This is a genomic window from Microcoleus sp. MON1_C5, assembly GCF_036701875.1.
Taxonomy (GTDB): domain Bacteria; phylum Cyanobacteriota; class Cyanobacteriia; order Cyanobacteriales; family Microcoleaceae; genus Microcoleus.
In genome coordinates this window covers 44021-65976 of record NZ_JAUBRN010000020.1, presented here as the reverse complement: position 1 = coordinate 65976, position 21956 = coordinate 44021, and the positions used below count along the sequence as shown (strand labels likewise).

General features: G+C 45.9%; 21 protein-coding genes. 11 read left to right on the top strand and 10 right to left on the bottom strand.

Features of this window, described 5'->3' with window-relative positions:
* Positions 1-183: 183 nt before the first annotated feature.
* Positions 184-297, top strand: a complete 114-nt coding sequence (locus tag QUA71_RS12365) for a hypothetical protein (RefSeq protein WP_333285249.1) — start codon at positions 184-186, stop codon at positions 295-297.
* Positions 269-664: a transcriptional regulator gene (locus QUA71_RS12360; protein WP_333285247.1), complete on the top strand. Its 396-nt coding sequence runs from the start codon at positions 269-271 to the stop codon at positions 662-664. Before QUA71_RS12365 ends, QUA71_RS12360 begins: the two co-directional genes overlap by 29 nt.
* Before the next feature lie 16 nt (positions 665-680).
* Here the strand turns inward: QUA71_RS12360 and coaBC are convergent, their stop codons facing one another.
* The 6 genes from coaBC to QUA71_RS12330 all read right to left on the bottom strand — a co-directional run bounded on the left by coaBC (position 681) and on the right by QUA71_RS12330 (position 7668).
* Entirely contained in the window at positions 681-1880 is a 1200-nt protein-coding gene (gene coaBC / locus QUA71_RS12355; RefSeq protein WP_333285245.1) for a bifunctional phosphopantothenoylcysteine decarboxylase/phosphopantothenate--cysteine ligase CoaBC, read from the bottom strand.
* 144 nt (positions 1881-2024) lie between these two features.
* On the bottom strand, positions 2025-2237 hold the full coding sequence (gene isiD / locus QUA71_RS12350) for a protein IsiD (RefSeq protein WP_006632739.1): 213 nt from the start codon (positions 2235-2237) through the stop codon (positions 2025-2027).
* A 45-nt stretch (positions 2238-2282) separates the two neighbouring features.
* On the bottom strand, positions 2283-2906 hold the full coding sequence (locus tag QUA71_RS12345) for an alpha/beta hydrolase (RefSeq protein WP_333285243.1): 624 nt from the start codon (positions 2904-2906) through the stop codon (positions 2283-2285).
* A gap of 192 nt (positions 2907-3098) precedes the next feature.
* Entirely contained in the window at positions 3099-3248 is a 150-nt protein-coding gene (locus tag QUA71_RS12340; protein WP_333285241.1) for a hypothetical protein, read from the bottom strand.
* Between the two features lie 45 nt (positions 3249-3293).
* Positions 3294-5381: a CHASE domain-containing protein gene (locus QUA71_RS12335; protein WP_333285240.1), complete on the bottom strand. Its 2088-nt coding sequence runs from the start codon at positions 5379-5381 to the stop codon at positions 3294-3296.
* Positions 5382-5757: 376 nt separating this feature from the next.
* Entirely contained in the window at positions 5758-7668 is a 1911-nt protein-coding gene (locus QUA71_RS12330; RefSeq protein WP_333285238.1) for an ATP-binding protein, read from the bottom strand.
* Positions 7669-8047: 379 nt separating this feature from the next.
* Here QUA71_RS12330 and QUA71_RS12325 point away from each other — a divergent pair, with 379 nt between their 5' ends.
* The gene (locus QUA71_RS12325) at positions 8048-8245 is read left to right on the top strand and encodes a hypothetical protein (RefSeq protein ID WP_333123502.1); all 198 of its coding nucleotides are present in this window, start codon (positions 8048-8050) and stop codon (positions 8243-8245) included.
* A gap of 540 nt (positions 8246-8785) precedes the next feature.
* Positions 8786-9631: a cyanophycinase gene (locus QUA71_RS12320; RefSeq protein ID WP_333217178.1), complete on the top strand. Its 846-nt coding sequence runs from the start codon at positions 8786-8788 to the stop codon at positions 9629-9631.
* Positions 9632-9793: 162 nt separating this feature from the next.
* Here the strand turns inward: QUA71_RS12320 and QUA71_RS12315 are convergent, their stop codons facing one another.
* On the bottom strand, positions 9794-10042 hold the full coding sequence (locus QUA71_RS12315) for a hypothetical protein (RefSeq protein ID WP_333285236.1): 249 nt from the start codon (positions 10040-10042) through the stop codon (positions 9794-9796).
* An 845-nt stretch (positions 10043-10887) separates the two neighbouring features.
* Here QUA71_RS12315 and QUA71_RS12310 point away from each other — a divergent pair.
* The 4 genes from QUA71_RS12310 (at position 10888) to QUA71_RS12295 (ending at position 13739) form a co-directional block, all read left to right on the top strand.
* On the top strand, positions 10888-12261 hold the full coding sequence (locus QUA71_RS12310; RefSeq protein ID WP_333285234.1) for an alpha-amylase family glycosyl hydrolase: 1374 nt from the start codon (positions 10888-10890) through the stop codon (positions 12259-12261).
* Positions 12204-12482 carry an alpha amylase C-terminal domain-containing protein gene (locus QUA71_RS12305; RefSeq protein WP_333285232.1) on the top strand — a complete coding sequence of 93 codons (279 nt, stop codon included), beginning with the start codon at positions 12204-12206 and terminating at the stop codon, positions 12480-12482. Before QUA71_RS12310 ends, QUA71_RS12305 begins: the two co-directional genes overlap by 58 nt.
* Positions 12483-12831: 349 nt before the next feature.
* On the top strand, positions 12832-13209 hold the full coding sequence (locus tag QUA71_RS12300) for a BON domain-containing protein (RefSeq protein WP_006632731.1): 378 nt from the start codon (positions 12832-12834) through the stop codon (positions 13207-13209).
* 113 nt (positions 13210-13322) lie between these two features.
* A complete protein-coding gene (locus QUA71_RS12295; protein ID WP_333217181.1) occupies positions 13323-13739 on the top strand; it encodes a DUF2294 domain-containing protein in 417 nt (138 codons plus the stop codon).
* Here QUA71_RS12295 and QUA71_RS12290 read toward each other — a convergent pair.
* The gene (locus QUA71_RS12290) at positions 13708-14166 is read right to left on the bottom strand and encodes a response regulator (RefSeq protein ID WP_333285229.1); all 459 of its coding nucleotides are present in this window, start codon (positions 14164-14166) and stop codon (positions 13708-13710) included. The genes QUA71_RS12295 and QUA71_RS12290 overlap by 32 nt on opposite strands.
* A gap of 98 nt (positions 14167-14264) precedes the next feature.
* Here QUA71_RS12290 and QUA71_RS12285 point away from each other — a divergent pair, with 98 nt between their 5' ends.
* From QUA71_RS12285 to QUA71_RS12275, 3 genes are all read left to right on the top strand, one after another.
* Positions 14265-14411: a hypothetical protein gene (locus QUA71_RS12285; protein WP_333285227.1), complete on the top strand. Its 147-nt coding sequence runs from the start codon at positions 14265-14267 to the stop codon at positions 14409-14411.
* A 295-nt stretch (positions 14412-14706) separates the two neighbouring features.
* A complete protein-coding gene (locus tag QUA71_RS12280) occupies positions 14707-15510 on the top strand; it encodes a DUF2267 domain-containing protein (RefSeq protein ID WP_333285225.1) in 804 nt (267 codons plus the stop codon).
* Between the two features lie 402 nt (positions 15511-15912).
* Positions 15913-18561: an EAL domain-containing protein gene (locus tag QUA71_RS12275; protein WP_333285223.1), complete on the top strand. Its 2649-nt coding sequence runs from the start codon at positions 15913-15915 to the stop codon at positions 18559-18561.
* 512 nt (positions 18562-19073) lie between these two features.
* Here the strand turns inward: QUA71_RS12275 and QUA71_RS12270 are convergent.
* Together QUA71_RS12270 and QUA71_RS12265 are read right to left on the bottom strand one after the other, a co-directional pair.
* Positions 19074-20726 carry an alpha-amylase family glycosyl hydrolase gene (locus tag QUA71_RS12270; protein WP_333285221.1) on the bottom strand — a complete coding sequence of 551 codons (1653 nt, stop codon included), beginning with the start codon at positions 20724-20726 and terminating at the stop codon, positions 19074-19076.
* Between the two features lie 485 nt (positions 20727-21211).
* Positions 21212-21931, bottom strand: a complete 720-nt coding sequence (locus QUA71_RS12265; RefSeq protein WP_190662814.1) for a response regulator transcription factor — start codon at positions 21929-21931, stop codon at positions 21212-21214.
* Positions 21932-21956: the final 25 nt, after the last annotated feature.

Here is a 21956-nt window from a genome sequence, read left to right as displayed (position 1 = left end):
CGGCACCATTCACCGAGTGGCTTGATGCCCGCCGCGATCGGAATGTTAGAGTTAGAATCAAATCTAGGCTTGACCGAAGTTGAGCAAGGTAATCTCGGAGATTTCAAGTCAGTGGGACAATGAGTTTTTGAACTCAGAATTAGTTATGGCCCGGGCTACCGCGTCTACTTCGGACAAGTCGGCTTGACAATTGTGGTAATCCTCGTAGCTGGGGATAAAAGCACCCAAAAACAGAACATTCGACAAGCTATAGAATACTGGACAGATTATGAAAAACGTGAAAGCACCGACAAGTGATAGCGACCACGAGTACCTAATTGAATCTCTCCACGAGCCGGAAGAAGCTGCTGGTTTTATCGGCGCTATTTTGGAAAAAAAAGACCCGGAACCCGCACTTTTAAGAAATGCCATCCGAAAGGTGATTGAGGCTCGAATGAGGATGAATGCTCTTTCGGAGTCAGCAAAACAGCATCACGAAAAACTCGACAAGATGCTTGCTGAAAGTGAAGGTTCGGAAATCTATAGTTTGGTAGAATTGCTCGAAGCATTAGGATTTAAACTAGAAATTACTGTCGCAGATACTGAGTTGTCGGCTGACTCGGAATCAACGGATTTGGGGGAATCAGAATTATCGCCAGAACCAGTAGTAATTAATCCCAGTTAATAAGTAAGTCGCGACCTCACCCTTCCCTCACAAAATCTAACAATCGGTGAGCCATTTCTAGCTTGCTGCAAGGTGCTATTTCTACTTGCTTGCCGGCGGCATTAATTAATATTGCTTGATTGGTATTGCTGCCGAAACCTGCACCTATTCGATCGATCGGGTTTGCGGCAATTACATCTAGTTTCTTCGCCCGCAATTTCTCCAAAGCTGGCTTGACAATATCCCCAGTTTGTGCTGCAAACCCGATTAATTTTTGGTGTGGCTGTTTCAATTTTCCCAACTCTGCCACAATATCCGCTACCGGTGCCAACGGTAAACAATTCGGGAGCGATCGCTTCGGCAATTTTTCACTACTGTACTCAGCCGGCTTCACATCCGCTACCGCCGCCGCCATCACCGTCAAATCCGCATCGTGAAAGCATTGCAGCATCGCCTGCCGCATTTCTTGTGCACTCGTAACTGCGATCGCCCGCACACCTGAGAGCGGCAATTCCCCAGTTATACTGTGTACCAGCGTCACTGTAGCGCCGCGGTGCTGTGCAGCTTGGGCCAAAGCTATACCCATTTTGCCACTGGAAGGATTGCCGATAAACCGCACCGGATCGAGGTGTTCCCGCGTTCCTCCCGCACTGATCAACACCCGAATGCCCGCTAAATCTCGATCGCCCTTCGCATACAACAGCGATTCAATATGAGGCAAAATCTCATAAGGTTCTGCCATCCGGCCGACACCGGCGCGATCGCACGCCAGCATTCCCGCCCCCGGATTCGCAGCATGATAGCGCCGATAACTCAACACTTCCCGCCAATTCCGCTGCACCGCCGGCTGTTCCCACATATCCGTATTCATCGCCGGTGCCAGCAAAATTGGGCAAGTAGAAGCTAAGACAGTATTAGTCAGCAAATTATCAGCAAAACCCCCCGCCAACTTAGCCAAAGTATTAGCGGTCAAAGGAGCAATAACAAAAACTTCCGCCCATTCTCCCAGTTGAATATGCAGGGGGCGGCCGTGACTTGCTTGCCAAAAATCTTTGTCAGTAAAAGCAAGATGGCGGCACAGAGTAGCAAAAGTCAAAGGCGTTACAAACTCCGCGGCTGCATCAGTAAGAATAACTTTAACTTCCGCTCCAGCTTTTGCTAAAGTTGAAACTACTTCGCAAACTTTGTAAGCTGCAATCCCGCCACTAACGCCGATTAAAATTCGTCTGCCCTTCATGTCATTTTTTCATAAAAAAAAATCAAGAAAGAAATTAAGATAAAAACAGACTCAAATCTCTAATTCATCTGTTTAATCCGCAACAAAATATGCTGCTAACTTCTTCCTCAATTCCGTCGAATTTTTTGAGCTAGATTTTTAAGGCTATGCTTCGTCGTAGGCTTCCATATCCAGAAGGTGGAGATAAGGTTCAACCAGCTCCGGCCGCTGAAAGGCAAGCGATCGCAACAGATGCCAATCATTCAATCCCTCAAAAGGATCTGTATAATCGTCAACTTCCAAACGGACAGCCAATTCTGCCACGTCCTGAGAAGTAAGTACAGCAATATCGCGCGATGCTTTGGTTAAAGTTTTCATTTTTTTCCCCTGCCCGAGACTTCCGCCATACTATATACTAAACCTTTAATCAGATTTCGACACAGTTTGTACAACAAAACTTCGCATTACATCTATAACTTCCGGCAGAATCTCGTGTCCCATCTTAAATTCTTGATACTGCACCGCAGCTCCCCAAGCCGTCAAACTCTCGCGCGATCGCACAGCAGCACTAACCGGCACAATAGTATCTTGAGTACCGTGCACGATTAAAACAGGTGGCAAAGCACTCCCAGCAACTGGCGAAATCGGGTGTAAATAACCGCTCAGACAAATTAAACCGGCTACGGGCAAAGTCAATCCCACATCTAGAGTCATCGCTCCGCCTTGAGAAAAGCCACCTAAAATCGTGCGAGACAAAGGCACGCCCGTGCTGCTTTCCAAAGACTGCAAAAATTCCCTCAGCAATTGCCGGCTTTCTACCAATCCCTGAGCGTCTTTGCTTTGAAGGTTATACCACGCTTTGCCGCTCGTTACCTGGGGATGGGGGAAGGGGGCATCGGGAAACACAAACTGATAATCCGGCAAATTGAAAACGGGTGCTAAGGAAGTCAAATCCCGAGCATTAGCACCCCATCCATGCAAAGCGACCATCAAAGCCACAGGTTGGCGATCGGTTGTGGGCGGAATGCTAATAGATTGTAAAGACATCGTAGTTAATAATTGGTAATCGGGCCTTGCTACAATTATAAATTGTCACGACGGGTAAAACCCAATGTATTTGTTTTCGACCATATTCCACTGGGAATAAGCACGCGCTTGCCAATAACTATAACCGTTAACAGTTGACAGTTGAAAATAGACTGCGAAATCCGCAGCTTTCCCAAGTAGAGTGCGGATAGTTCACATTTTATAAACTGGAATTAGGGAGCATCTCATATTTGTAAAAACACTTTTTCTGGCTCCTTCCTTCTTCCTCTTTTCTTCTTCCTCTTTCCTCCTGGCTCCTGCCTCTTGCCTCCACACTCCAATTTCTAGCTTTGCTGCTTTCATTGAGATGCTCCCAGTAAGACTCAGCTAGAAGCGATATTTCTCCCCCTAATTCCAACTGGCACCTACCGCAGGTGAAACCTTAGAAACACATTGCTTAGACTGTTGTCGCACCGGCACCTCAATCCAAAATTCAGTTCCCTCTCCCGGAGCCGATAGGCACCTGAACGAACCTTGATGTTTGTCCACTATTTGATAGCCGATCGACAATCCCAAGCCCGTACCTTTACCTACAGCTTTGGTAGTAAAAAATGGATCGAACAAACGTTTTTTTACATTCTCCGTCATGCCCGCTCCATTGTCAGCAATTCGCACGCATACACAATTAGAACTTAAAAGTTCAGTACGAATCCGAATCCTAGGTAAAAAAGCCGCATCATAAGAATTTTTACCATTTGGTATGTGACTCTTTTCTTCATGTAAAACATCAATGGCATTGCTCAAAACATTCATAAATACCTGATTCAATTGTCCAGCCCAGCACTCCACTAAGGGCAAATTTCCGTATTCTTTGATGACTTGAATGCCCGGAAAACCAGGTTGTGGTTTCAGCCGACTATCCAAAATCATCAAGGTGCTGTCAATGCCTTGGTGAATGTCAACCGACTTCATTTCAGCTTCATCCAAGCGCGAAAAGTTCCGCAGAGAAAGCACGATCTGCCTGATCCGTTCAGCTCCCATATTCATTGATTGTAGGATTTTAGGCAAGTCTTCACTGATAAACTCCAAATCAATCTCTTGTAGTTTCGCTTGCACTACGGGCGTTGGGTTGGGATATTGCTGCTGGTATAGTTCCACCAGTTCCAGCAAGTTTCGGGTATATGCGCCTGTATGGATAAGGTTGCCAGAGATGAAGTTGACAGGATTGTTAATTTCGTGGGCAACTCCCGCCACCAACTGCCCCAAGCTGGACATTTTTTCAGTTTGGATTAGTTGAAATTGAGTTTCCTGCAAATTTTTTAGTGCTGTTTCTAGTTCAGCGGTGCGCTGTTTTAGTTGAATTGTGCGATCGTACACTTGCTGTTCTACTTTTGCAGTACGTTCTAGAGACATCAACAGGTAAATCGTCAAGCCGCCAGTCATCAATAGCCCGATCGCGCCAATTGCCAGCGAACCCTGATGCGTCGTCATACTGTTGTACCCCTTCCCAGGCAAAACTAGCAGCCTCCACTGGCGGTCTGCTACGTTAAATAGGCGAGTGCAAGCACTAGGATTTTGACAGATTTTTCCCCGCAAATTAGCTAACTCTGGCTTTTCGTGTTTTGGGTTATCTATCAACTGCTTAGCTTGTGAGTCGTAGCGCACGAGAAAGCGTTCTTTCTCTATAGCAGAGTTGTCATAGAGGTAAAAATTAATCTTGTCTAAATTTAGCGATTCTAAAGAGAAATCGACCATACTCGTGATCTGAAACACACCCGCAATAACTCCCATGAGGTTTTGGCGGCCGTTGACCGAATTATCAGCAGAAGTTGTGCGGCGGGGTACTGGTAGAAATACTTGCAATCCCGGTTGATTGTTGCTGACTAATTTAATCCGCCCGGAAGCGGCTATTTTCCCGGTATTCACCGATTTCTCTAAAGCTGCTTTGCGATCGGGGCTGGAGGCAACATCAAAACCGATCACTTTGTTATCTTCTTCTAGGGCTTCTCTGTAAATAATTGGAAAATATTCCGATCGCACTTTTGCTTTGACCTGCTTTTTGTCAGGAGTTCGCTCGTAAATTTGAAATGCCGGAAAACCTTCGGCTCGAATTGTTTGTTCGTAAGCTGCTTTTTGGGCAGCCGGCACGCGCCGAATCCAGTTAACAGAATGTATAGCAGAATTTCGGGAAAGTGCAGGTTGAGTGAATTGCTTAAAATCTTGTCTGCTAACTTCACTAGATGCGCTGTAGAATGCTTCAAGTGAGTACAGAAATTCTAAATTTTTGTTGATGCTTTGCTGCAATGCCACATTCAGGCGATCGGCTTGCTGATGAAATTCAGCGTGCATTCGTTGGTTTTCCGAATGCCAAACAACGGCTGCGGCTGCCAATGACAAACTCGTGCCGGTGCAAAGAGTCAGCGCTGCTGGAATGTAGCGACGGTGCGACAGTAAACATTCGGTCAGCGAATTAAACCAATTGCTCGCAACATTCATATTTCCACACCTTGTGCTACCGGAGTGCAATTGTTTAAAGACTTGTGAAGTTCCTTGATAGCACGATCGACAGCCTATAAACTAAATTGTTTAAAAACTTACGATCGCAGCAATAGCACTTACCCTGAGAAACCCAATTTCTACGAAAATATTGGTGTGGTAACGAGAAAGTTGGGAAGCAATTGGCTTTTTACGAATAGTGCATCCCCCACTGAGGGATTGCCACCAATTGTAACTAAGTGTAACGAAGCGAGTTCAAATCTGGGCGAGCCCCAAGTTACTTCCCAGGAAACACCCGAGAACGAGAAAAAGCCTCGATCTGGTGGGGCGGGTAATCAATACCCGCCCTACAAAGCCAACTTAAATGTGGAACAGCTTACAAAACAGTCCCTATTTCCTTCAAATAAACCCGTGTGAACGGTTCATCATCTCCCAGAGTATACTGTTCGATCAACCCTTGGCGGCGAATAGAAATACTATTTCCTTCCCTCACCACAACAGTATCGTGATCGGTGCTTTCTCTGATCAACATCATCTCAGTTTCTCCCGGATTGTCCAGCACCACCATATTGCTCCCCCCATAAAACATTCCCTCAGCTTCCAAAATATTTCCGGGATATTCAGCAATTAACAAATCGAGCTTGGGATTCCGCAGCAAACTTTGCACGTTAAGATTGTAATTCTTATGCAAAACTTTTTCAGAACGGTTAACAAAAAGTCCCCCGCGGCAAACAGCACCGATCGTCCAATCGGGATGCTGCAAAAGAATGTGGTCGATTGTTTCTTGCAGATCGTGCACCGAAATTTGGTTGAAAGTAATAATCGGAATTCGGGCGGATTTTCCCGAGTCAAAGAAAGTTTCGACAATATGCGACGGCACATCAACCCCTTCTCCGACAGCCGGGTTGAGGTGCATAAAAATTCCCGGGGCGGCATTGATTTCGAGAATCCCAAAATTGCCGGTTTTCCAAGATTTGGCGAGAGTTTCTGTTATCACATCAACCCCCAAACAAGTTAACCGAAAATGTAGGGCAATATCTTGAGCTAAAACAATGTTATCCGGGTGAATACTGTGGGTAGCGTCGATGCTGACGCCGCCTGCGGAAAGATTGGCGACTTTGCGTAGAGACACAACGCGATCGCGCTCTAGGACACTATCTAATGACAGCCCTTGTTCTGCCAGATACATTTCCATCGCTTCGTCGGACTGAATTTTGCTCAGGGCCGAAGTTGGCGTATCCAAACGTTCTGGTTTGCGGTTTTCGCGGCGGATCAATTCGCGAACTGTTGAGTCGCCATCACCTGTTACCCAAGCGGGTCGGCGTTCAGTTGCCGAAACAAATTTGCCGTCAACGCACAACAGCCTAAAATCCGAGCCTTTGATGCTGTTTTCCACAATTACTCGCACCGGTTCTGTTTCGGGAATGGCCTTAACTGCTCTTTTAAAAGCGGCTTGCAATTCCTCAGCATCTCGGATATCTGCTGTGACGCCAATTCCTTTATGACCGACTACTGGTTTGACAGCAACTGGATAGCCAATGTCTCTAGCAACTGTCAGAGCTCCGTTTTCTGTGGAGACGATATCGCCTTTGGGAACAGGAAATCCTAATGTAGCGAGAAAAGCTTTACAATCGTCTTTGCGCGTGGTAAAATCTGAGTCTAAATGGCTGTCAGAATCAAAAGTAGTTGCAGAGCCGCGCACGAGTTTTTTGCCGTAACCGTATTGCATCAATCCTTCATCCCACAAATAAAATACGGGAATGCCTTTTTGAGATGCAGCTCGCATTAACGAATAAACTGTCGGGCCTCCGTACACTGACTGCCGGAACATATTTTGCAGCGCGCCCATTTGTGCTTCCAAGGGAAAGTCTTGATTTTGATTGATGGCTTCAAACCAATCCCAAACTGCGTAAACTACGGATCTGGCGGTGCGGGCGTGAAGTGCTTCTATGCTAATTCTGTTAAACTGAGAAAACGGCTGGATGTTCCAGTTTTGGAAGTGCAAACCCATGTCGAGTTTGGCTACTTCTGAGGCGGTACGGCCGAAGAGTTGGGCGTGGTTCGAGAAAGTTTCGTGCAGGATTTGCGGGTAGCGATCGCCAATAATTTCCTGGTAATGTGCGATCGGCAAAGGTTCGCTCGCGCCCGTCAACGCTAAATCGAAAACTAAAGCTGCTGTGTCTAAATAAGGGTTTGGCCCCATATAGTGTTTGAAGTTGAACACATCAAAAACATCTGTTTTTCGAGCATTGACCCGGGCTGTTTCGGTGCTTTTTTCTTGCAACATTTTCTAACCTCCTTTTAGCTAATTTTTAACGGTAACTTTATACTCGGTGCAGGGGATACTACCTGCGGGCATAGATATCGCACTGCTCAGTTGAGACAACTACTCCGACCCATTCTGCCTTCAGCCTTATTGCGAGAGTGGGGCAGTGGGGGAGTGGGGCAGTGGGGGAGTGGGTGAGAGGGGAGAGGGGAGAGTGGGAAAATATTCCTTCTTTCTTCAAGATCTGACTCAGCATTCATGACTAAGCATTGATAACTAAGCACTTATAACTAATGACTACTTCCTTCCCCGTTCAGGAAAAACCTATAACTTTAGAGAGGTACACTCCCCACTTATAATTGTTTATGACTGTGAAAGAAAATTTAAGAAGCAGCAAATTATGAAGATCGCACAAACTGCTCTCAGGGATAAAGTTCATGAATTAGCTGAGGAAGCATTTCACCGGAAGCTAATTTCTGGCTACGGCGACGGTCAAAACAGCAACGAATATCAGATTGTCTGGAACGGTAAACCCAGACACCTACCTTTAGAACGGGCGAGCACCATATTGAGCAATTTGATCGAGCGATCGCACTAACGGGCGATCGGACTAATTGAGGACTGACGCTGATCAATCTGATTTCTACGAGCAATCAGAGGAGGATTAGCGAAGAATCAGGTCAGAAACCGGATCGATCACCCCCCCCCCGCGTCGGCCTTGTAATTTAAGCTCATTTTTTGACCCCTCCTATCTCCTGTTAGGGGGGGTAAGTTTTTTGTGTCGATCGTCGAGGATGAGTTAAGTAGATAGTCCTAGACGCAGAAACCGGTTTTTTTTACCAGTCGCAAACGCAAAAGCTCTCTCAAAAACCGGGGTTTCTGAGTTAAGTTTTTCCGTTCAAACGTAGAATTCTCGTTCCTATTCCCGGTTTCTTTAGTCTAGTGCCTCCAGGAGTTTACAAAACTATCGTTACAGCCCGGAGCAACACTAAAAAACCACCAGAACGCTTGAGCTGTGTGCGTCCTAGAGGGGTAGGAGTCTGAGATGTTTTTGGTATCTATATATACCTTTGGGCAGTTCTCGGAAAAAGGAATTTTGTGTTTTAGTGAAACTTAATAAATTAAAAGTGGAGATAATATGGCGAGCCAGGAAACTCAGGGGAAGTTGCTAATTATTGGTGGCGCGGAAGACAAAGAGGGCGACTGCAAAATTCTGCGGGAATTCTTGCGCTGCGCCGGAGGCACTAAAGCCCGCATTGTAGTAATGACCGCTGCAACAAGCCTACCGGGAGAAGTAGGAGATAATTACATCCGAGTGTTTGAGCGACTTGGCGCTGAAGATGTGCGAGTTATTGACACTCAAAGACCCGAAGATGCCAGCGATCCAGAGCATTTAGAAGCGATCGAACAAGCCACGGGCATATTCTTTACCGGCGGAGATCAAGCGCGGATTATTAGCTGCTTGAAAGACACCAAACTCGACGCAGCTATGCACAAACGCTACTCTGAAGGGATTATCATTGGTGGCACCAGTGCCGGCGCGGCGATGATGCCAGACATGATGATTATTGAAGGAGACTCGGAGACAAATCCCCGCGTTGATGCGGTAGCAATGGGCCCGGGAATGGGTTTCCTTCCCAATGTTGTCATCGACCAGCATTTCGCCCAACGAGGTCGTCTGGGACGCTTAGTTACGGCACTCTTGCTGCAACCGGCTGTGTTGGGATTTGGTATTGACGAAAATACAGCTATTTTAGTCCACGGTGACGAGTTAGAAGTCATTGGCGAAAGCGCTGTAACTGTCATCGACGAGTCGGAAAAACTCCACGACAATATTGAGGGACGCTTGAAGGATGAGGGTTTGGCGATTTGCGGGGCCAAGTTGCACATCCTCCCCCACGGATATCGGTTTAACTTGAAAACTCGCCAGCCGGTGTTTGATAGCGCAGCAACAACAGCAGAGAGACAAAGGCAGCTCGCCTAATTTACTTGCAACTGGCAAACGTCTCAAAAGTATGTAGGGTGTGCAGCGCACACCTTACCGCTGCAACGAAGTAGGATGGTTAAAAAGCCAGTTTCTGCGTCCAAAACCAATAAAAAGAAGAGGTCAAATCCTCTTCTTTTTATTGCTGCGGTTTCGGGGTTTTTAAGCAGTTTTCTGTTCGCCAAAAATCGACTGCTGCGCTTCTTCAGTCGATATTAAATTCCACCCTTGAACTCTCAGCTTCTGAAATGTTGCCCATCCCTTAGAACCGCCCGGTTCCCGGTAGTCGGATACAGCAAACTGCGGAAAAGCTGTATAAGGCCGCCACGCCTGACGGGCATCGGTACGCAAGTGCAATATCTTTTCTCCATTGCCTCCGAGTCTGGGCAACCAACACATTTGTTTTAGCATTTTTAACACTCCAGAGTTTTACAGTAACGGTAATTCGCCAACATCCCACATTAAACTTTTAGAGCCTTAGAGCCACTGCTCAGAATATCTAACGGGTAACAGGGACGAATGAGATTTTCACCAATTACCAATTACTGAGGTAGCAGCAGTCGTTAAAGCTGATTTTGGTTCTACAAAGTTTGCCGGTCAACAACTATAAAACAAGTGCTGCCAAGACATAAGCAAAAATAATCATTGCTATTCTCGGCTCAAACTTGGCTTAAAGTCGCAGGAAAACCCAGTTGAATATAGGATTCATGTTTCTGGTTTCCCTTGCCTTATAATTACAAGCTCATCCTCTCTGTTCCCGCATAAAATGACCTCTTTCTACGGTATTATTCCTGTCCGCTAAAAAATGTTTCTTTAGTTACAAATCTTAAATGTTCACCACGATTTATTTAGTTATCAAAAGTTAAATTACTTTTCATACAATACTTCGGACAGTTTTGGATAGCCAACCGTAGAATAGGGGTTCAAGCCTCTAAGGCAAGTTCGCGACCCACAGAAAATCTAGGGTTTCAGACTACGAACTCCAAACAGTCCGGACTATTTTTCATAAATAGCACTTAATAAGTTTTAGTTACTTTAACTACATTTTTGATTAAAATCAGGTTTCGGGTGCCTAGGGGCGCACCTTACTCAATCGCTAGGGTTCGCACTACTAAATCCTCCGGCTGCGCCCCCAAGTACCTGACAACATAAGAGTTACAGGTTTAACTCTTAAGAACAAGAACGGTGGCGACAGGTTTACCAAATTGTAAAAATCACTACTAATCACGCTTATAAGTTCTGCAAACCAGGTATTCATGGTCGCTGCAATTGAATTCAAACTCTTCGCTCCCAACAACAAAGCAGCTACACTGCTCGGCTCCTTTTCCCAATGGGCAGCAATTCCCTTAGAAAAAGATGAGAAACGTTATTTCCGCACTAACATTAAGTTAGAAGACGGTATTTATCAATACAAATTCCGAGTTCAGTCGCAAAGTCCATGTTTTGAACCGGACGAATGGGTAGAAGTCAATGACCCCTACGCCACTGCAATTGACCGCACTACTAATACAAGTACAGTTCGCATCAAAGCAGGCGCGCGAATTATTGATACCTATGTTTGGCATCACGACGACAAAGAACTCCCTAATAATGAAGAATTAGTCGTTTACGCAATGCACGTTGCTGATTTTTCCGGGCGGGATGGTTCCGAAAGTGGCGGTAAATTCCAGCAGGTTAGGGAGAAATTAGATTATCTGTGCGATTTGGGGATAAATGCGATCGAACTAATGCCAGTTAATGAATATCCGGGCGATTATAGCTGCGGCTACAAAGTCCGCGATTTCTTTGCCGTAGAGTCCAGTTACGGTGCAACCGCAGATTTGAAGCAATTGATTGACGAGTGCTGCGGACGGGGCATCCGAGTGCTCCTGGAGGGGATTTACAACCAGTGCGATGAAGAATGTCCCTTGTTGCTAATCGATCGCAATTATTGGTACTACCGCGACAAACACTATCCCGAAGATCCGGCTAACTACTGGGGATCGGAGTTTAACTACGAAAACTTCGACCCACAACTCGGCATTCGTCCTGCTTGGAAATTCATCGGCGATGTCGTTAATTTCTGGATTCAAGAATATCATATCCACGGAATTCGCTACAATGCAGTGCGACAGTTGGACAATCGAGATTTCCTGCACTGGATAATTCGTGAAGCGAAAAAAGCCGCTGGCGACAAGCCATTTTACAACCTAGCAGAACACTTTCCCCAACTTCCCGAACTCGTCGCTGCAGAGGGGCCGATGGATGGGTGCTGGCACGAAAGTTTTCGCATTTTTGCCATAGAAAATCTCGCGGGGGATACTTTAGATATTGAAAAGCTCAAGGAAGTTCTGGATGCAAAACAACAAGCCTATCAAAAGGTAACTAATGTTATCAATTATTTAGCCAGTCACGACCGATCGCACTTGCTGGCGGCAGAAAGCTTTCAGACTCTCGACCCAGAAGCGGCTTTGAAACAGGCTAATTTGGGAGCAGTTTTGTTAGTCACAGCAGTAGGAATACCGATGCTGTGGATGGCCCAAGAGTTTGGACAATCCGCTCGGCCAACTCCCAACCAGCCGAATAAACTGCAATGGTTTTTGTTGAAAAATCAGCCAAATCTGAGTTGTTGGAATACTACAAACACGTGATTCGGCTGCGGGAAAAAGTTCCGGCACTTTATACCGAAAATATTGAATTTATCCACGAAAATGCCGAAGCAAAAGTCCTCGCTTACTACCGCTGGAGCGAGGAGGGAACGCGAGCAGTAGTTGTCGCCAATTTTTCGGATACTTATCTATCTGGTTACTGCATTCCTAAGTTTCCGGCTGCCGGAACTTGGCACGAGTGGATGCACAACAAAATCGTATAAGTTGGGGAAGAAGGGTTTAAGTTTGATTTGCCGGAATGGTCAGCCCAAGTATTTGTTTGAGAGTGGGAGAATTATGTCTCCAGGCAGATGAGCGGCGGAGTTGTACAACAGTAAATTGTATTTAGGATGGGCGCACCAAACTAAACAAACTGGGTTTTTATGCCTAGGTGGATGGCTGTAACGATACTTTTTTGTAAAAAAACTCGGTTTCTGCATCCAAGAGTGCGATCATAATTCCTGGTATTGAGAATAACAATTACAGGGCGACTTGCCAACCGTGAATTAACACGTCAATTAACACGTCAATTAACACGTCAATTAACACAAACTTTGTCGGAGGACAAACTCTATGGGCTGGCTAAAAAGATTGTTTGGTTTAGAAAAACTTGAAAATCAAGAAACTGTTGAGGCTCCTGCTTACCAAGCACCTGTAGCTGAAGCTCAAGCTCAAGCTCAGTCTGGTGGGAGCGCTCAGACAATCCCGCCGGAACGCATGGGATTGAATGGAGAATACGATCAAAGCGGTTTAGCTAAACGGGTGGCTCAGGCTTTTGATGCAAATCCAGATGTTGCGGATATTGAGACTGTTTATGTGGCTCAACTTGGCACTACTGTGGTTCTCAAAGGTACAGTTCCCAGTCAGGAAATTGTCAACAAGTTGGTGACAATTGCTAAAGGTGTTAAGGGTGCAACTGGGGTGGAAACTAATGAAGTTACTGTCGGCTAACGCGACGGTTGTTTCTAACAGTTAGCTGTTAGGAGTTAACAGTTAACTTAACTCCTAACTGTTAACTCCTAACAGTCTTTTTTATTTATCTATCATGGTTTCAATCAAAAAATATGGCAGGGGAAACCTTAGAACCTACTCGCGGGAAATTAGAACGGACTCTTTCGCAAGGAATTCAAGCTTTGTACCGCTCTCAACTCGGACACTCAACGAGTCAGGCGCTGTGCAATCTTTTGGATAACAAATTGATAATAGTTGTCGAAAATGGGCTTACTCAACCCGAAAAACTGCTGGCCCAGAATGGTCAGCAAGATTTGGCGTTGCAGGTGCGGACACAATTAGAATCACTTCTGGAATTGCCACTGAAAGAATTAATCCAAAAGGTTTTGGGCGTGGGAGTCATTGATTTGCTCCGCGATGCGACCTTGGAGACGGGCCGCACGGGAACGATCGCAATTTTGGACTCTGCACCTCAAGTTCGTGCTTCTAATTATAAATCTAAAACTCAACCAAAACCATTGGAGAGTTAAGGTGCTGGCGGATAATTCTTTCTAAATCTTTGATGTTAAAAGGTTTGGAAAGGTATTCCACGCAGCCGGCTTGGAGAATTCGAGCGCGGTCTTCTGGTTTTGCTAGTGCTGTGACAGCGACTATCGGAATATCTCTGAGATCGGGGTTTTGTTGAATGCGTTTTACCACTTCCATACCGTCTATATCCGGCAAGCAAATGTCGAGTACGATTAGGTCGGGAGGTCGATCGACTGCTGCTGAAATAGCTGCATACCCGTCAACGGCTCCCACGCACTCGCAGCCGCATAAATCGAGTATTTGTGTCAGCAGCTCTAAGTTGTCGTGATTGTCGTCTACAGCCAACACTAAGGGACGCTGGTCTAGCGCCTGTTGACCGCTATTTACAAACGAGGATTCCAATTTATTGTTCCAGTGAGGGTAGTTCATAAATGCCGATCGAAACGATCAAAAAAGTTGCCCCCGAGGCATTCTTCAAGTGGCGCTGCGGCACTTGAAACAGATTGGCTCGTATTTGTAGCTCTCCGATGACCAGTTTTTGGTCTAAGCCGATACAATCTCGCTACAAGGTGCGGGCAAAACGACCGCAGTGGATTAACCCCATAGCATCTGCTTATTCTACCTCTCCTAGCGCCGATTACCAACTGATGCGAGCTTGGCGTCAGCCTTGGTAAAAATACGCAATAACTACGAAAAATCTTACCAATAAAGCATCCTCGCTTAATAGCATTCCATACTGGCGACAGCTTTTTAGGATATTAACCACATTAGACATGGGTTCCCATAGACGGATCTATCTAAAGGAAGATTATAGCGGACACTTAAGTTTCCTAACTTCCACCTGCTGAGAGATACTTGATTACTCTACTTTAGACTTCAATGTTTTTAAGTAGTAAATCACAATTTAAGCCAGTAAAAAAAATTTAGTTTTTACATGAGCTTTACCGGATATTAACCTAGGAGGTTTTAATGACAATTCCAATCAGAGACGACCTGACTTACATTTTGCTCAAAAAGATTGGCAGCGGCAACGGCAGGGGAGAGGCGGAAATTAGGAACGCAGCGGAAGAATATGTCGGTCACCCGGTGGCGGAAGCGGAATTGCTAGGTCATTTGGACTACCTCAACCAAAGAGAATTTATCAAAGCTCAGTTTAGTGGCGAGCCTTACGGAGGAGCTGAGTTATTGCCGCCTTTAGTGGCATTTCAAGAAGCTGAGTTAACAGACAAAGGCCGCAAACTGTTACACAAAATGGAGACGAATCCTCCGACATCGCTCCACCACGAAGGATCGGCAGTTCCTATCGCTTCAAAGGATATGCCGTTTTTGGAAAAAGTGATGGTAAACGGTCACTTGGAGGATATTTTTGATGCCAGGGACATTACCGAAGTAGTGTACCGGGTCATGCGCGATGTGATGACAAAAGATGCCATCGAGCACGTGGAATCTGAATTGCACAAAGAAGTTTTGCCTACGGATGACAAAACCCTGCAACAAGAAATAGCAGACCTCTGGAAAGATACAAATCCGCTGGTGGGATTGCTCAGCCGCATACGTCAGCCTTTGACCGGCCCGCCTGCACCTGCGGGGATCGATGGCAATTTGTTTGCACGGAGGGTGGAACTAGAAGGCGCACTTCCTTCGGGAGTAAAACCGGAAACTGCGATCGCGGCTGTATTTTCGGCAACGAAGGATGAGCTGTCCGAGGAGCGAATTCAGGAAATAGCCGGCTTTTTGCCGGACAGAATTCGGGAATTGTGGGAGTCGGCTTAACGAGACATTTTAAGGTATAAATACTTACCAGCCGGGTTGACCAACCAGTATTCTCCCTCCAGAGGGGAGAATACTGGTTGGTCAACCCGGTTTTTCTATACCTTTTGTCTGGTAGCTCTGCAATTGCTTTGGAGTGAGGACTTGAGTCCCGATCGAACTCGATCGGACTTGAGTCCTCACTCATTGTCAGATTGCTCTTTCCTTGCCTTGTAAGTGCTGTGAAAAACCCGGTTTATCACCCAAATTTGTCGAAAAAGCCGAAAGATCCCCATAAACGGAGTTTCTAGCTGTTGGGTTGGGTCAAGACCCTAGAGGCCGCGAAAGTGTAGTAATGTATAATACAGGGCAACTTAAGACGGTGGCTCGCAAAAATGCTGTCAACAGCCCGGGAGATCAAAAGACATGACCCGCACCAAAGTTAGACAAATGTCACGATCGACTTTACAACAAGAGATTTTACTCAATCGAATTACCAATCGCATTCGCAACTCTTTAGAACTCCAAGAGATTTTGACGACAACTGCGCGAGAAATCCGCAGTTTTTTAGATAGCGATCGAGTAAAAGTTTATCGCTTTGAGGCCGACGGTAGCGGTGAGGTAATTGCTGAGTCCATCAACGGCGACAATTTGTCCTCTATGCTGGGTTTGCGCTTTCCCTCAGGCGACATTCCCCAGAGTGCTCGGGAAATGTTTCTCAAAGCGCGCCAGCGAGTAATTGTAGATGTGGAATTGAAGCATCAAACAATTAATCGGTTAGATTGTCCCGAAACCGGCAAAACTTTAGCAGTTGAAGATATTAGCTATCGTCCTGTAGACCCCTGTCACGCTGAATATCTGAAGGCTATGGGGGCACGTTCTTCTCTGACGGTGCCGATTGTGCATCAAAATCAGCTTTGGGGACTGTTGGTGTCTCACCACAGCCAACCGAAACGGTTTAGCGATCGAGAATTGAAAATGGTGCAGTTGCTTGTGGATCAACTTTCAATTGCGATCGCCCAATCTTTTCTCCTGAGTCAAGCTAGACAGCAAGCGCGTGACGAAGCCGTTATCAACCAAATTACCAGTTTGCTGCATTCTCCTCTGGAACTCAACGAAATTCGGAAAGCAGTTCTCGAACAAACAGTCAAGCATTTGCACGGTTCGGGAGGGCGACTCTACCTTGCAGCCGAGTTTGGCGATCGGCCCGCTTTGCTTTATACCTGTGGCCAGCAGCCCCCGGACATCGACCTTGAACTCAGCCCGTTTTGGCAGCAGATTATGGGGATGGCAAACGAAGACGATCGAGAACAAACTGCTAATCATACAACCGAATTAGGTATTTTTGAAAATCTATATTCCCAGCATTACAATTCAATTGACAGCAATATTCCCAATTTTATCGTACCGCACTTGTACGCAATTTCCGATATTTCTAAAGAACCTCAACTTAAATCTGCATCTGCCAATTTAGTCGCCGCTTCCATTTGTTCCTTTTTGGCAGTACCGCTGCAATACCACCAACAGTGCATCGGCTGTCTCACCGTTTTTCGCAGCCCTATAGAAACAGAAATTTTGTGGGCGGGCCGTTCCAGTTCGGACGCCCGGAACGATCGTCCCCGACTGTCCTTTGCAGCTTGGAAAGAAATCAAAACAGGCGAAGCTCAAAAGTGGACTAGCGAAGAACAGAAGCTAGCACAATCTTTAGGAACTCACCTGTACATGGCTGCAATGCAGAGGCGCGTCGAGGCGATGATCCGACATCAAGCTTCTCACGATCCCTTAACCGGTTTACCTAATAGATTACTGTTTAATGAAAGGCTGTCTTTAGCTTTAGCTAGCGCTCACCAAAAGGGAGAAATGCTGGCGGTAATCTTTCTAGATTTAGATAGATTTAAAAATGTTAACGATACTCTCGGTCACCCAGTGGGCGATTTGTTGCTGCAAAGTGTATCTCGGCGTTTGACTGACTGTTTGCGCGTGGGGGATTCGATGGCTCGTTGGGGCGGAGATGAATTTACTGTGCTGCTGTACAATATCAACAGCCCAGAGGAAGCAACTAAAATTTGCCAGCTAATTATCCAGAGTTTAAGCAGTCCTTTTGATTTTGAGGGTCTGGAACTTTATATTAAGGCTAGCTTGGGAATTGCTTTGGCTCCTTATGACGGAGAAGATGCAGAAACTTTGCTGAAAAATGCTGATGCTGCGATGTACAAAGCTAAACAGAAAGGTCGCAATAATTATCAGTTTTACACGCAGGCGATCGGCAGTAAAGTCTCCGAGGATCTTAACTTAGAAAATAATCTTTACAAAGCTCTAAAAAATTCTGAGTTTGTGCTGCACTATCAGCCGCAAATAAACTTAAAGACTGGCAAAATAGTGGGCCTGGAAGCTCTGATTCGCTGGGAGCATCCCGAACGCGGTTTGATTTCTCCCGATCGATTTATTCCCTTAGCTGAGGAAACAGGATTAATCTGCCCAATAGACGAATGGGTGATGCGGACTGCTTGCTTGCAAAATCGAGCGTGGCAGTTACAGGGATTGCCGCCGATGCGGATAGCGGTGAACTTATCAGCCCGCCAGTTTCTGCAACCTCACACGGTAAAAATCATCGCTGAAATTTTATTAGAAACCCAGTTAAATCCCGAGTATTTAGAAATAGAAATTACCGAGAGCATTGCGATGACAGATGTGAGCTTTACGGTGTCGGTATTGCAGCAGTTGCAGGACATGGGAATTCACATTTCTCTGGACGATTTTGGCACCGGTTATTCTTCGCTGTGGTCTCTGAAAAACTTTCCCCTCAATCATTTAAAAATAGATAAATCTTTCGTGGCCGATTTGGTGACCGGCAGCAGCGGTGCTACTATTGTGAAACTGGCGATCGCCTTGGGACAGGGCCTGAATTTACAGGTGATTGCTGAGGGAGTGGAAACAGCAGAACAGTTGGCGTTTTTGCAATCGCATCACTGCGATATGGGTCAGGGTTACTTCTTTAGCAAACCCATACCGGCGGCGGCTATAACCCAATTGTGCTTAGAAAATCAATCTGAGGAAATAAGAAGTTTAAATTAACAATCAGGAAGCGGAATACAAAACAGTTTCTGTTTTGAGTTGTGAATGGATTCGGAGCCTGTCAAATAACCCTTATAAGTTTGTAGTCAGGAAATTCGTTCTCGGACTTTGGGGGAATTAAGAAAAAACTCAAGTTCTTATACCAATTTTTTATGAGGCTGCATAGAATCATATCAAATCCGTTAGCATCGGAATAGTAAATTCGAGTTCACGGTTGACGGTTCACTGTTGACTGTTCACGGCGTCAACAGTCAACACTCAACAGTCAACCGTCAACATCATTCCGGTGTAACCGGAAATGATATCAGATCCCCCCTAGCCCCCCTTAATAAGGGGGGGACAAGATTCCGCTCTTTCGTCCCCCAACAACCAGGGGGATGCGAGGGGGATCGAGATATGTGCAACTTCACATTAAATTGGTATTACTACCAACATTTGTTTTCGGGTTTGTAGTAAGAACTTCAGTCCTGATATTTTTGAATGGGGAAGGAGTGCTTTCAATGCCTAACAGCTTACTGCCAAACAAACACTTTCGCTTCGTATTCCGGCAAGTCAATCATAATATTGTCATCGCCAGATTCAATATCATAATTCCCTGTCCATTCGTGCCAAGTTCCGTTTGCCGGGAAGTGGGGCACGCTGTAACCTGCTAAATAATTTTCCGACATATTCGCCACTACTACCACTCTCGAACCTTCATCGTTCCAGCGAGTGTAAGCAAAAACTTTCGAGTCGGGGTCTTCGTGGAAAAAGTCGATGTTTTCTGTGTAAAGTGCTTGGTTATTTTTACGCAGGTGAATCAAGCCTTTGTAGTATTCCCACAAACCTTTATTCAAGTCATTTCCTAGCAGCGTCCAGTCAATTTTAGATTGCTCAATTGTTTTGGGTTTGTATTCGCCAAATTCTTCGCCCATCCAAATCAGCGGCACGCCAACTGCTGTCATTAACAGTACGGTTCCCAACTTCGCTCGCTTGAAGGCGGCTTCATCCAAAATGCCGCGCGAACCCAATTCGGCAAAAAGGCGATCGTGGTCGTGATTGCTCAAATAATTAACTACATTCGTAGCACCCAAGTAACCTTGCCGCTTGCAGTCGATTACCTCTTTGAGCCGTTCTAAATCAAAATTGTCGCCACAGAGTTGTGGAATTAGGGAGTGATAGAAACTGTCGTGCCAGCAGCCGTCCATCGGCCCGTCTAGATTCGTGATGCTGGGATCGTCGGGAATGTATTCGGCAACGGTGTAAAATGGTTTGGGGCCGGCGACACTTTTGGCTTCTTGAACGATCCAGTGCATGAAATCGTAGTTAGCAATTTGTCGCGCCGCGTCGAAACGAATGCCGTCGAGATGATATTCTTGAATCCAGAAGCGGACTGTATCGCCAGCAAATCTGCGTGCGGGGAAAGTTCCTAAGTTTTCGTCATAGAATTCGTAGTTAAATTCCGGGCCCCAATTGTTGTCTGGATCGCGGGGTTCGTGGTGAAACCAATAATCGTGATCGATTTGAGTGAGGGGGCTCGATGCTTCCGCGTGGTTGTAAATCCCGTCGATGATGACGCGAATGCCGCGCCCGTGACACTCGTCTATCAGGTTTTTGAGTTCTTCTGTGGTTCCGTAGCTGGACTCGGCAGCGAAGAAGTAGCGGGGGTTGTAACCCCAACTGTAGTCGCCTGGGTATTCTTTGAGGGGCATGAGTTCGATCGCGTTGATGCCGAGTTCGACTAGGTAATCGAGTTTTTCGACAACGTGCTTGTACTGGCCGCGCGCCAGGGGATCGGCTTCGCCGCCGGAAAAGTCGGCAACGTGCATTTCGTAAATCACTAATTCCCGATCGGCCGGTAGCGGTTTATCGTCGTGTTTCCAGACGTAGGTATCGACAATGCGATCGCCATCTTTGATCCGAACGAGGCCGTTTTGAGTAGGATCGTCGATGTCAGTCGCGTAGGGATCGACTATATCTACCCACTGATCCGCTTCCACAAACCAGCTTTTCGACTGAACGCGAAATTTGTATTGATAAACGCCATCCTCCAACTCAACTCGCGTGCGGAAAAAACCCTCTTCGTCCTTTTCCATCGGAATATCTTCCCAATTAGAAAAAGAGCCAATCAAGGCAGCTCCTTTGTTGTAGGGAGCAAATAAGTTGAATTCAATTGGAGCGGCCATAATACCTCTTTCTAAAATATTTCAGTAGTAGTTGCTACTTTTAATTTCGCTAATTTAAGCGAACTCAGCATCGCTCTGCGGATATAATTTCTTTAAGGCTTAACTATTCCTAAAAGTATCGTAATCTGGCCTGGGTCTGCGCCTTTTATGAAGTGATATCGCGCAATATTGGCAGTGCGAGCGAAATTTATTTAACTGGGGATCGCTCAACAATAAGTATTATTAATATGAGATTTTTTTAGCATCTATCTTAAGGTATATTGAGTTTTTTAAAAAGTGAAAATAATATCTGTACTGGGATAGATGCGGATTTAAACTTTATCAATTTTTCAACAACCAACAATTGTTCGGCTGCTGCACACTGCCTGCCCTAATTTTTTGGTAATAATTAGTCAGTCGGTGTGCACTGCACACCCTAAATCAGTGGCCGTAAGGTGCGCCCAGCGCACCCTACTTTTAACTTGATTTTGCCTGACGATCAGGCTTCATCCAACCAAGCCAGAACGCAGGGCAAGAACGGCAGCCTGAGTGCGGTCATCAGCACACAACTTGTTCAAAATATTGCGGACGTGAGTCTTGACTGTACCGACAGTAATGTAAAGCTTTTCGGCGATTGCAGCATTGCTGTAACCCTGCACGATCAGTTCCAATACCTCTAATTCCCGTTCCGTTAAAGGGTAAGTCTCAATGATGTGACTAAACTCGGGTTCGGCAGCCTTAATTGTGACTCTTTTGCCCTCAGCCTTCGGTTCTTCCGGCGCGGACTCCTGAGTGCGAGCTTGTTTCAGGACGATGCGGGCGATCGCCGGATCGATCCAAGAGTTACCTTCGTGAGTTACTTTTACTACATCTAATAACTGATCGAAGCTAATATCTTTCATGCAGTAAGAGTCAGCTCCGGCGGCAAAAGCTGCGAGAACTTCTTCTTCATTGTCCTGAAAAGTCAGAATCAAAATTTTGGTATCTGGATCGGACTCCGCTACCGTTTTTTTGAACTTTTGTGTCAATTCTATGCCATCAAAATCCGGCAGCCCAATATCCACAATTGCCACGTCAGGTTTTGAAGACTGAAGCAGTTTCAATCCCTCAGTAGCGTTAGCGGCATCCCCGACAACTTCTATCGTGTCACGCTGTTGTAAAGCTGTGCGGATGCCGACTCTTGTCAGGTCATGGTCTTCTATCAAAGCAACGCGAATTTTACTCATCTTTCTTCCAATAGTCCAGTAAACT

What these genes read in the sequence shown, in the direction of transcription:
- QUA71_RS12360 (WP_333285247.1), top strand. Translation starts at nt 269, where the DNA reads ATGAAAAACGTGAAAGCACCGACAAGTGATAGCGACCACGAGTACCTA.
- coaBC (WP_333285245.1), bottom strand. Translation starts at nt 1,880, where the DNA reads ATGAAGGGCAGACGAATTTTAATCGGCGTTAGTGGCGGGATTGCAGCT.
- isiD (WP_006632739.1), bottom strand. Translation starts at nt 2,237, where the DNA reads ATGAAAACTTTAACCAAAGCATCGCGCGATATTGCTGTACTTACTTCT.
- QUA71_RS12345 (WP_333285243.1), bottom strand. Translation starts at nt 2,906, where the DNA reads ATGTCTTTACAATCTATTAGCATTCCGCCCACAACCGATCGCCAACCT.
- QUA71_RS12340 (WP_333285241.1), bottom strand. Translation starts at nt 3,248, where the DNA reads ATGAAAGCAGCAAAGCTAGAAATTGGAGTGTGGAGGCAAGAGGCAGGA.
- QUA71_RS12335 (WP_333285240.1), bottom strand. Translation starts at nt 5,381, where the DNA reads ATGAATGTTGCGAGCAATTGGTTTAATTCGCTGACCGAATGTTTACTG.
- QUA71_RS12330 (WP_333285238.1), bottom strand. Translation starts at nt 7,668, where the DNA reads ATGTTGCAAGAAAAAAGCACCGAAACAGCCCGGGTCAATGCTCGAAAA.
- QUA71_RS12325 (WP_333123502.1), top strand. Translation starts at nt 8,048, where the DNA reads ATGAAGATCGCACAAACTGCTCTCAGGGATAAAGTTCATGAATTAGCT.
- QUA71_RS12320 (WP_333217178.1), top strand. Translation starts at nt 8,786, where the DNA reads ATGGCGAGCCAGGAAACTCAGGGGAAGTTGCTAATTATTGGTGGCGCG.
- QUA71_RS12315 (WP_333285236.1), bottom strand. Translation starts at nt 10,042, where the DNA reads ATGCTAAAACAAATGTGTTGGTTGCCCAGACTCGGAGGCAATGGAGAA.
- QUA71_RS12310 (WP_333285234.1), top strand. Translation starts at nt 10,888, where the DNA reads ATGGTCGCTGCAATTGAATTCAAACTCTTCGCTCCCAACAACAAAGCA.
- QUA71_RS12305 (WP_333285232.1), top strand. Translation starts at nt 12,204, where the DNA reads ATGGTTTTTGTTGAAAAATCAGCCAAATCTGAGTTGTTGGAATACTAC.
- QUA71_RS12300 (WP_006632731.1), top strand. Translation starts at nt 12,832, where the DNA reads ATGGGCTGGCTAAAAAGATTGTTTGGTTTAGAAAAACTTGAAAATCAA.
- QUA71_RS12295 (WP_333217181.1), top strand. Translation starts at nt 13,323, where the DNA reads ATGGCAGGGGAAACCTTAGAACCTACTCGCGGGAAATTAGAACGGACT.
- QUA71_RS12290 (WP_333285229.1), bottom strand. Translation starts at nt 14,166, where the DNA reads ATGAACTACCCTCACTGGAACAATAAATTGGAATCCTCGTTTGTAAAT.
- QUA71_RS12285 (WP_333285227.1), top strand. Translation starts at nt 14,265, where the DNA reads ATGACCAGTTTTTGGTCTAAGCCGATACAATCTCGCTACAAGGTGCGG.
- QUA71_RS12280 (WP_333285225.1), top strand. Translation starts at nt 14,707, where the DNA reads ATGACAATTCCAATCAGAGACGACCTGACTTACATTTTGCTCAAAAAG.
- QUA71_RS12275 (WP_333285223.1), top strand. Translation starts at nt 15,913, where the DNA reads ATGACCCGCACCAAAGTTAGACAAATGTCACGATCGACTTTACAACAA.
- QUA71_RS12270 (WP_333285221.1), bottom strand. Translation starts at nt 20,726, where the DNA reads ATGGCCGCTCCAATTGAATTCAACTTATTTGCTCCCTACAACAAAGGA.
- QUA71_RS12265 (WP_190662814.1), bottom strand. Translation starts at nt 21,931, where the DNA reads ATGAGTAAAATTCGCGTTGCTTTGATAGAAGACCATGACCTGACAAGA.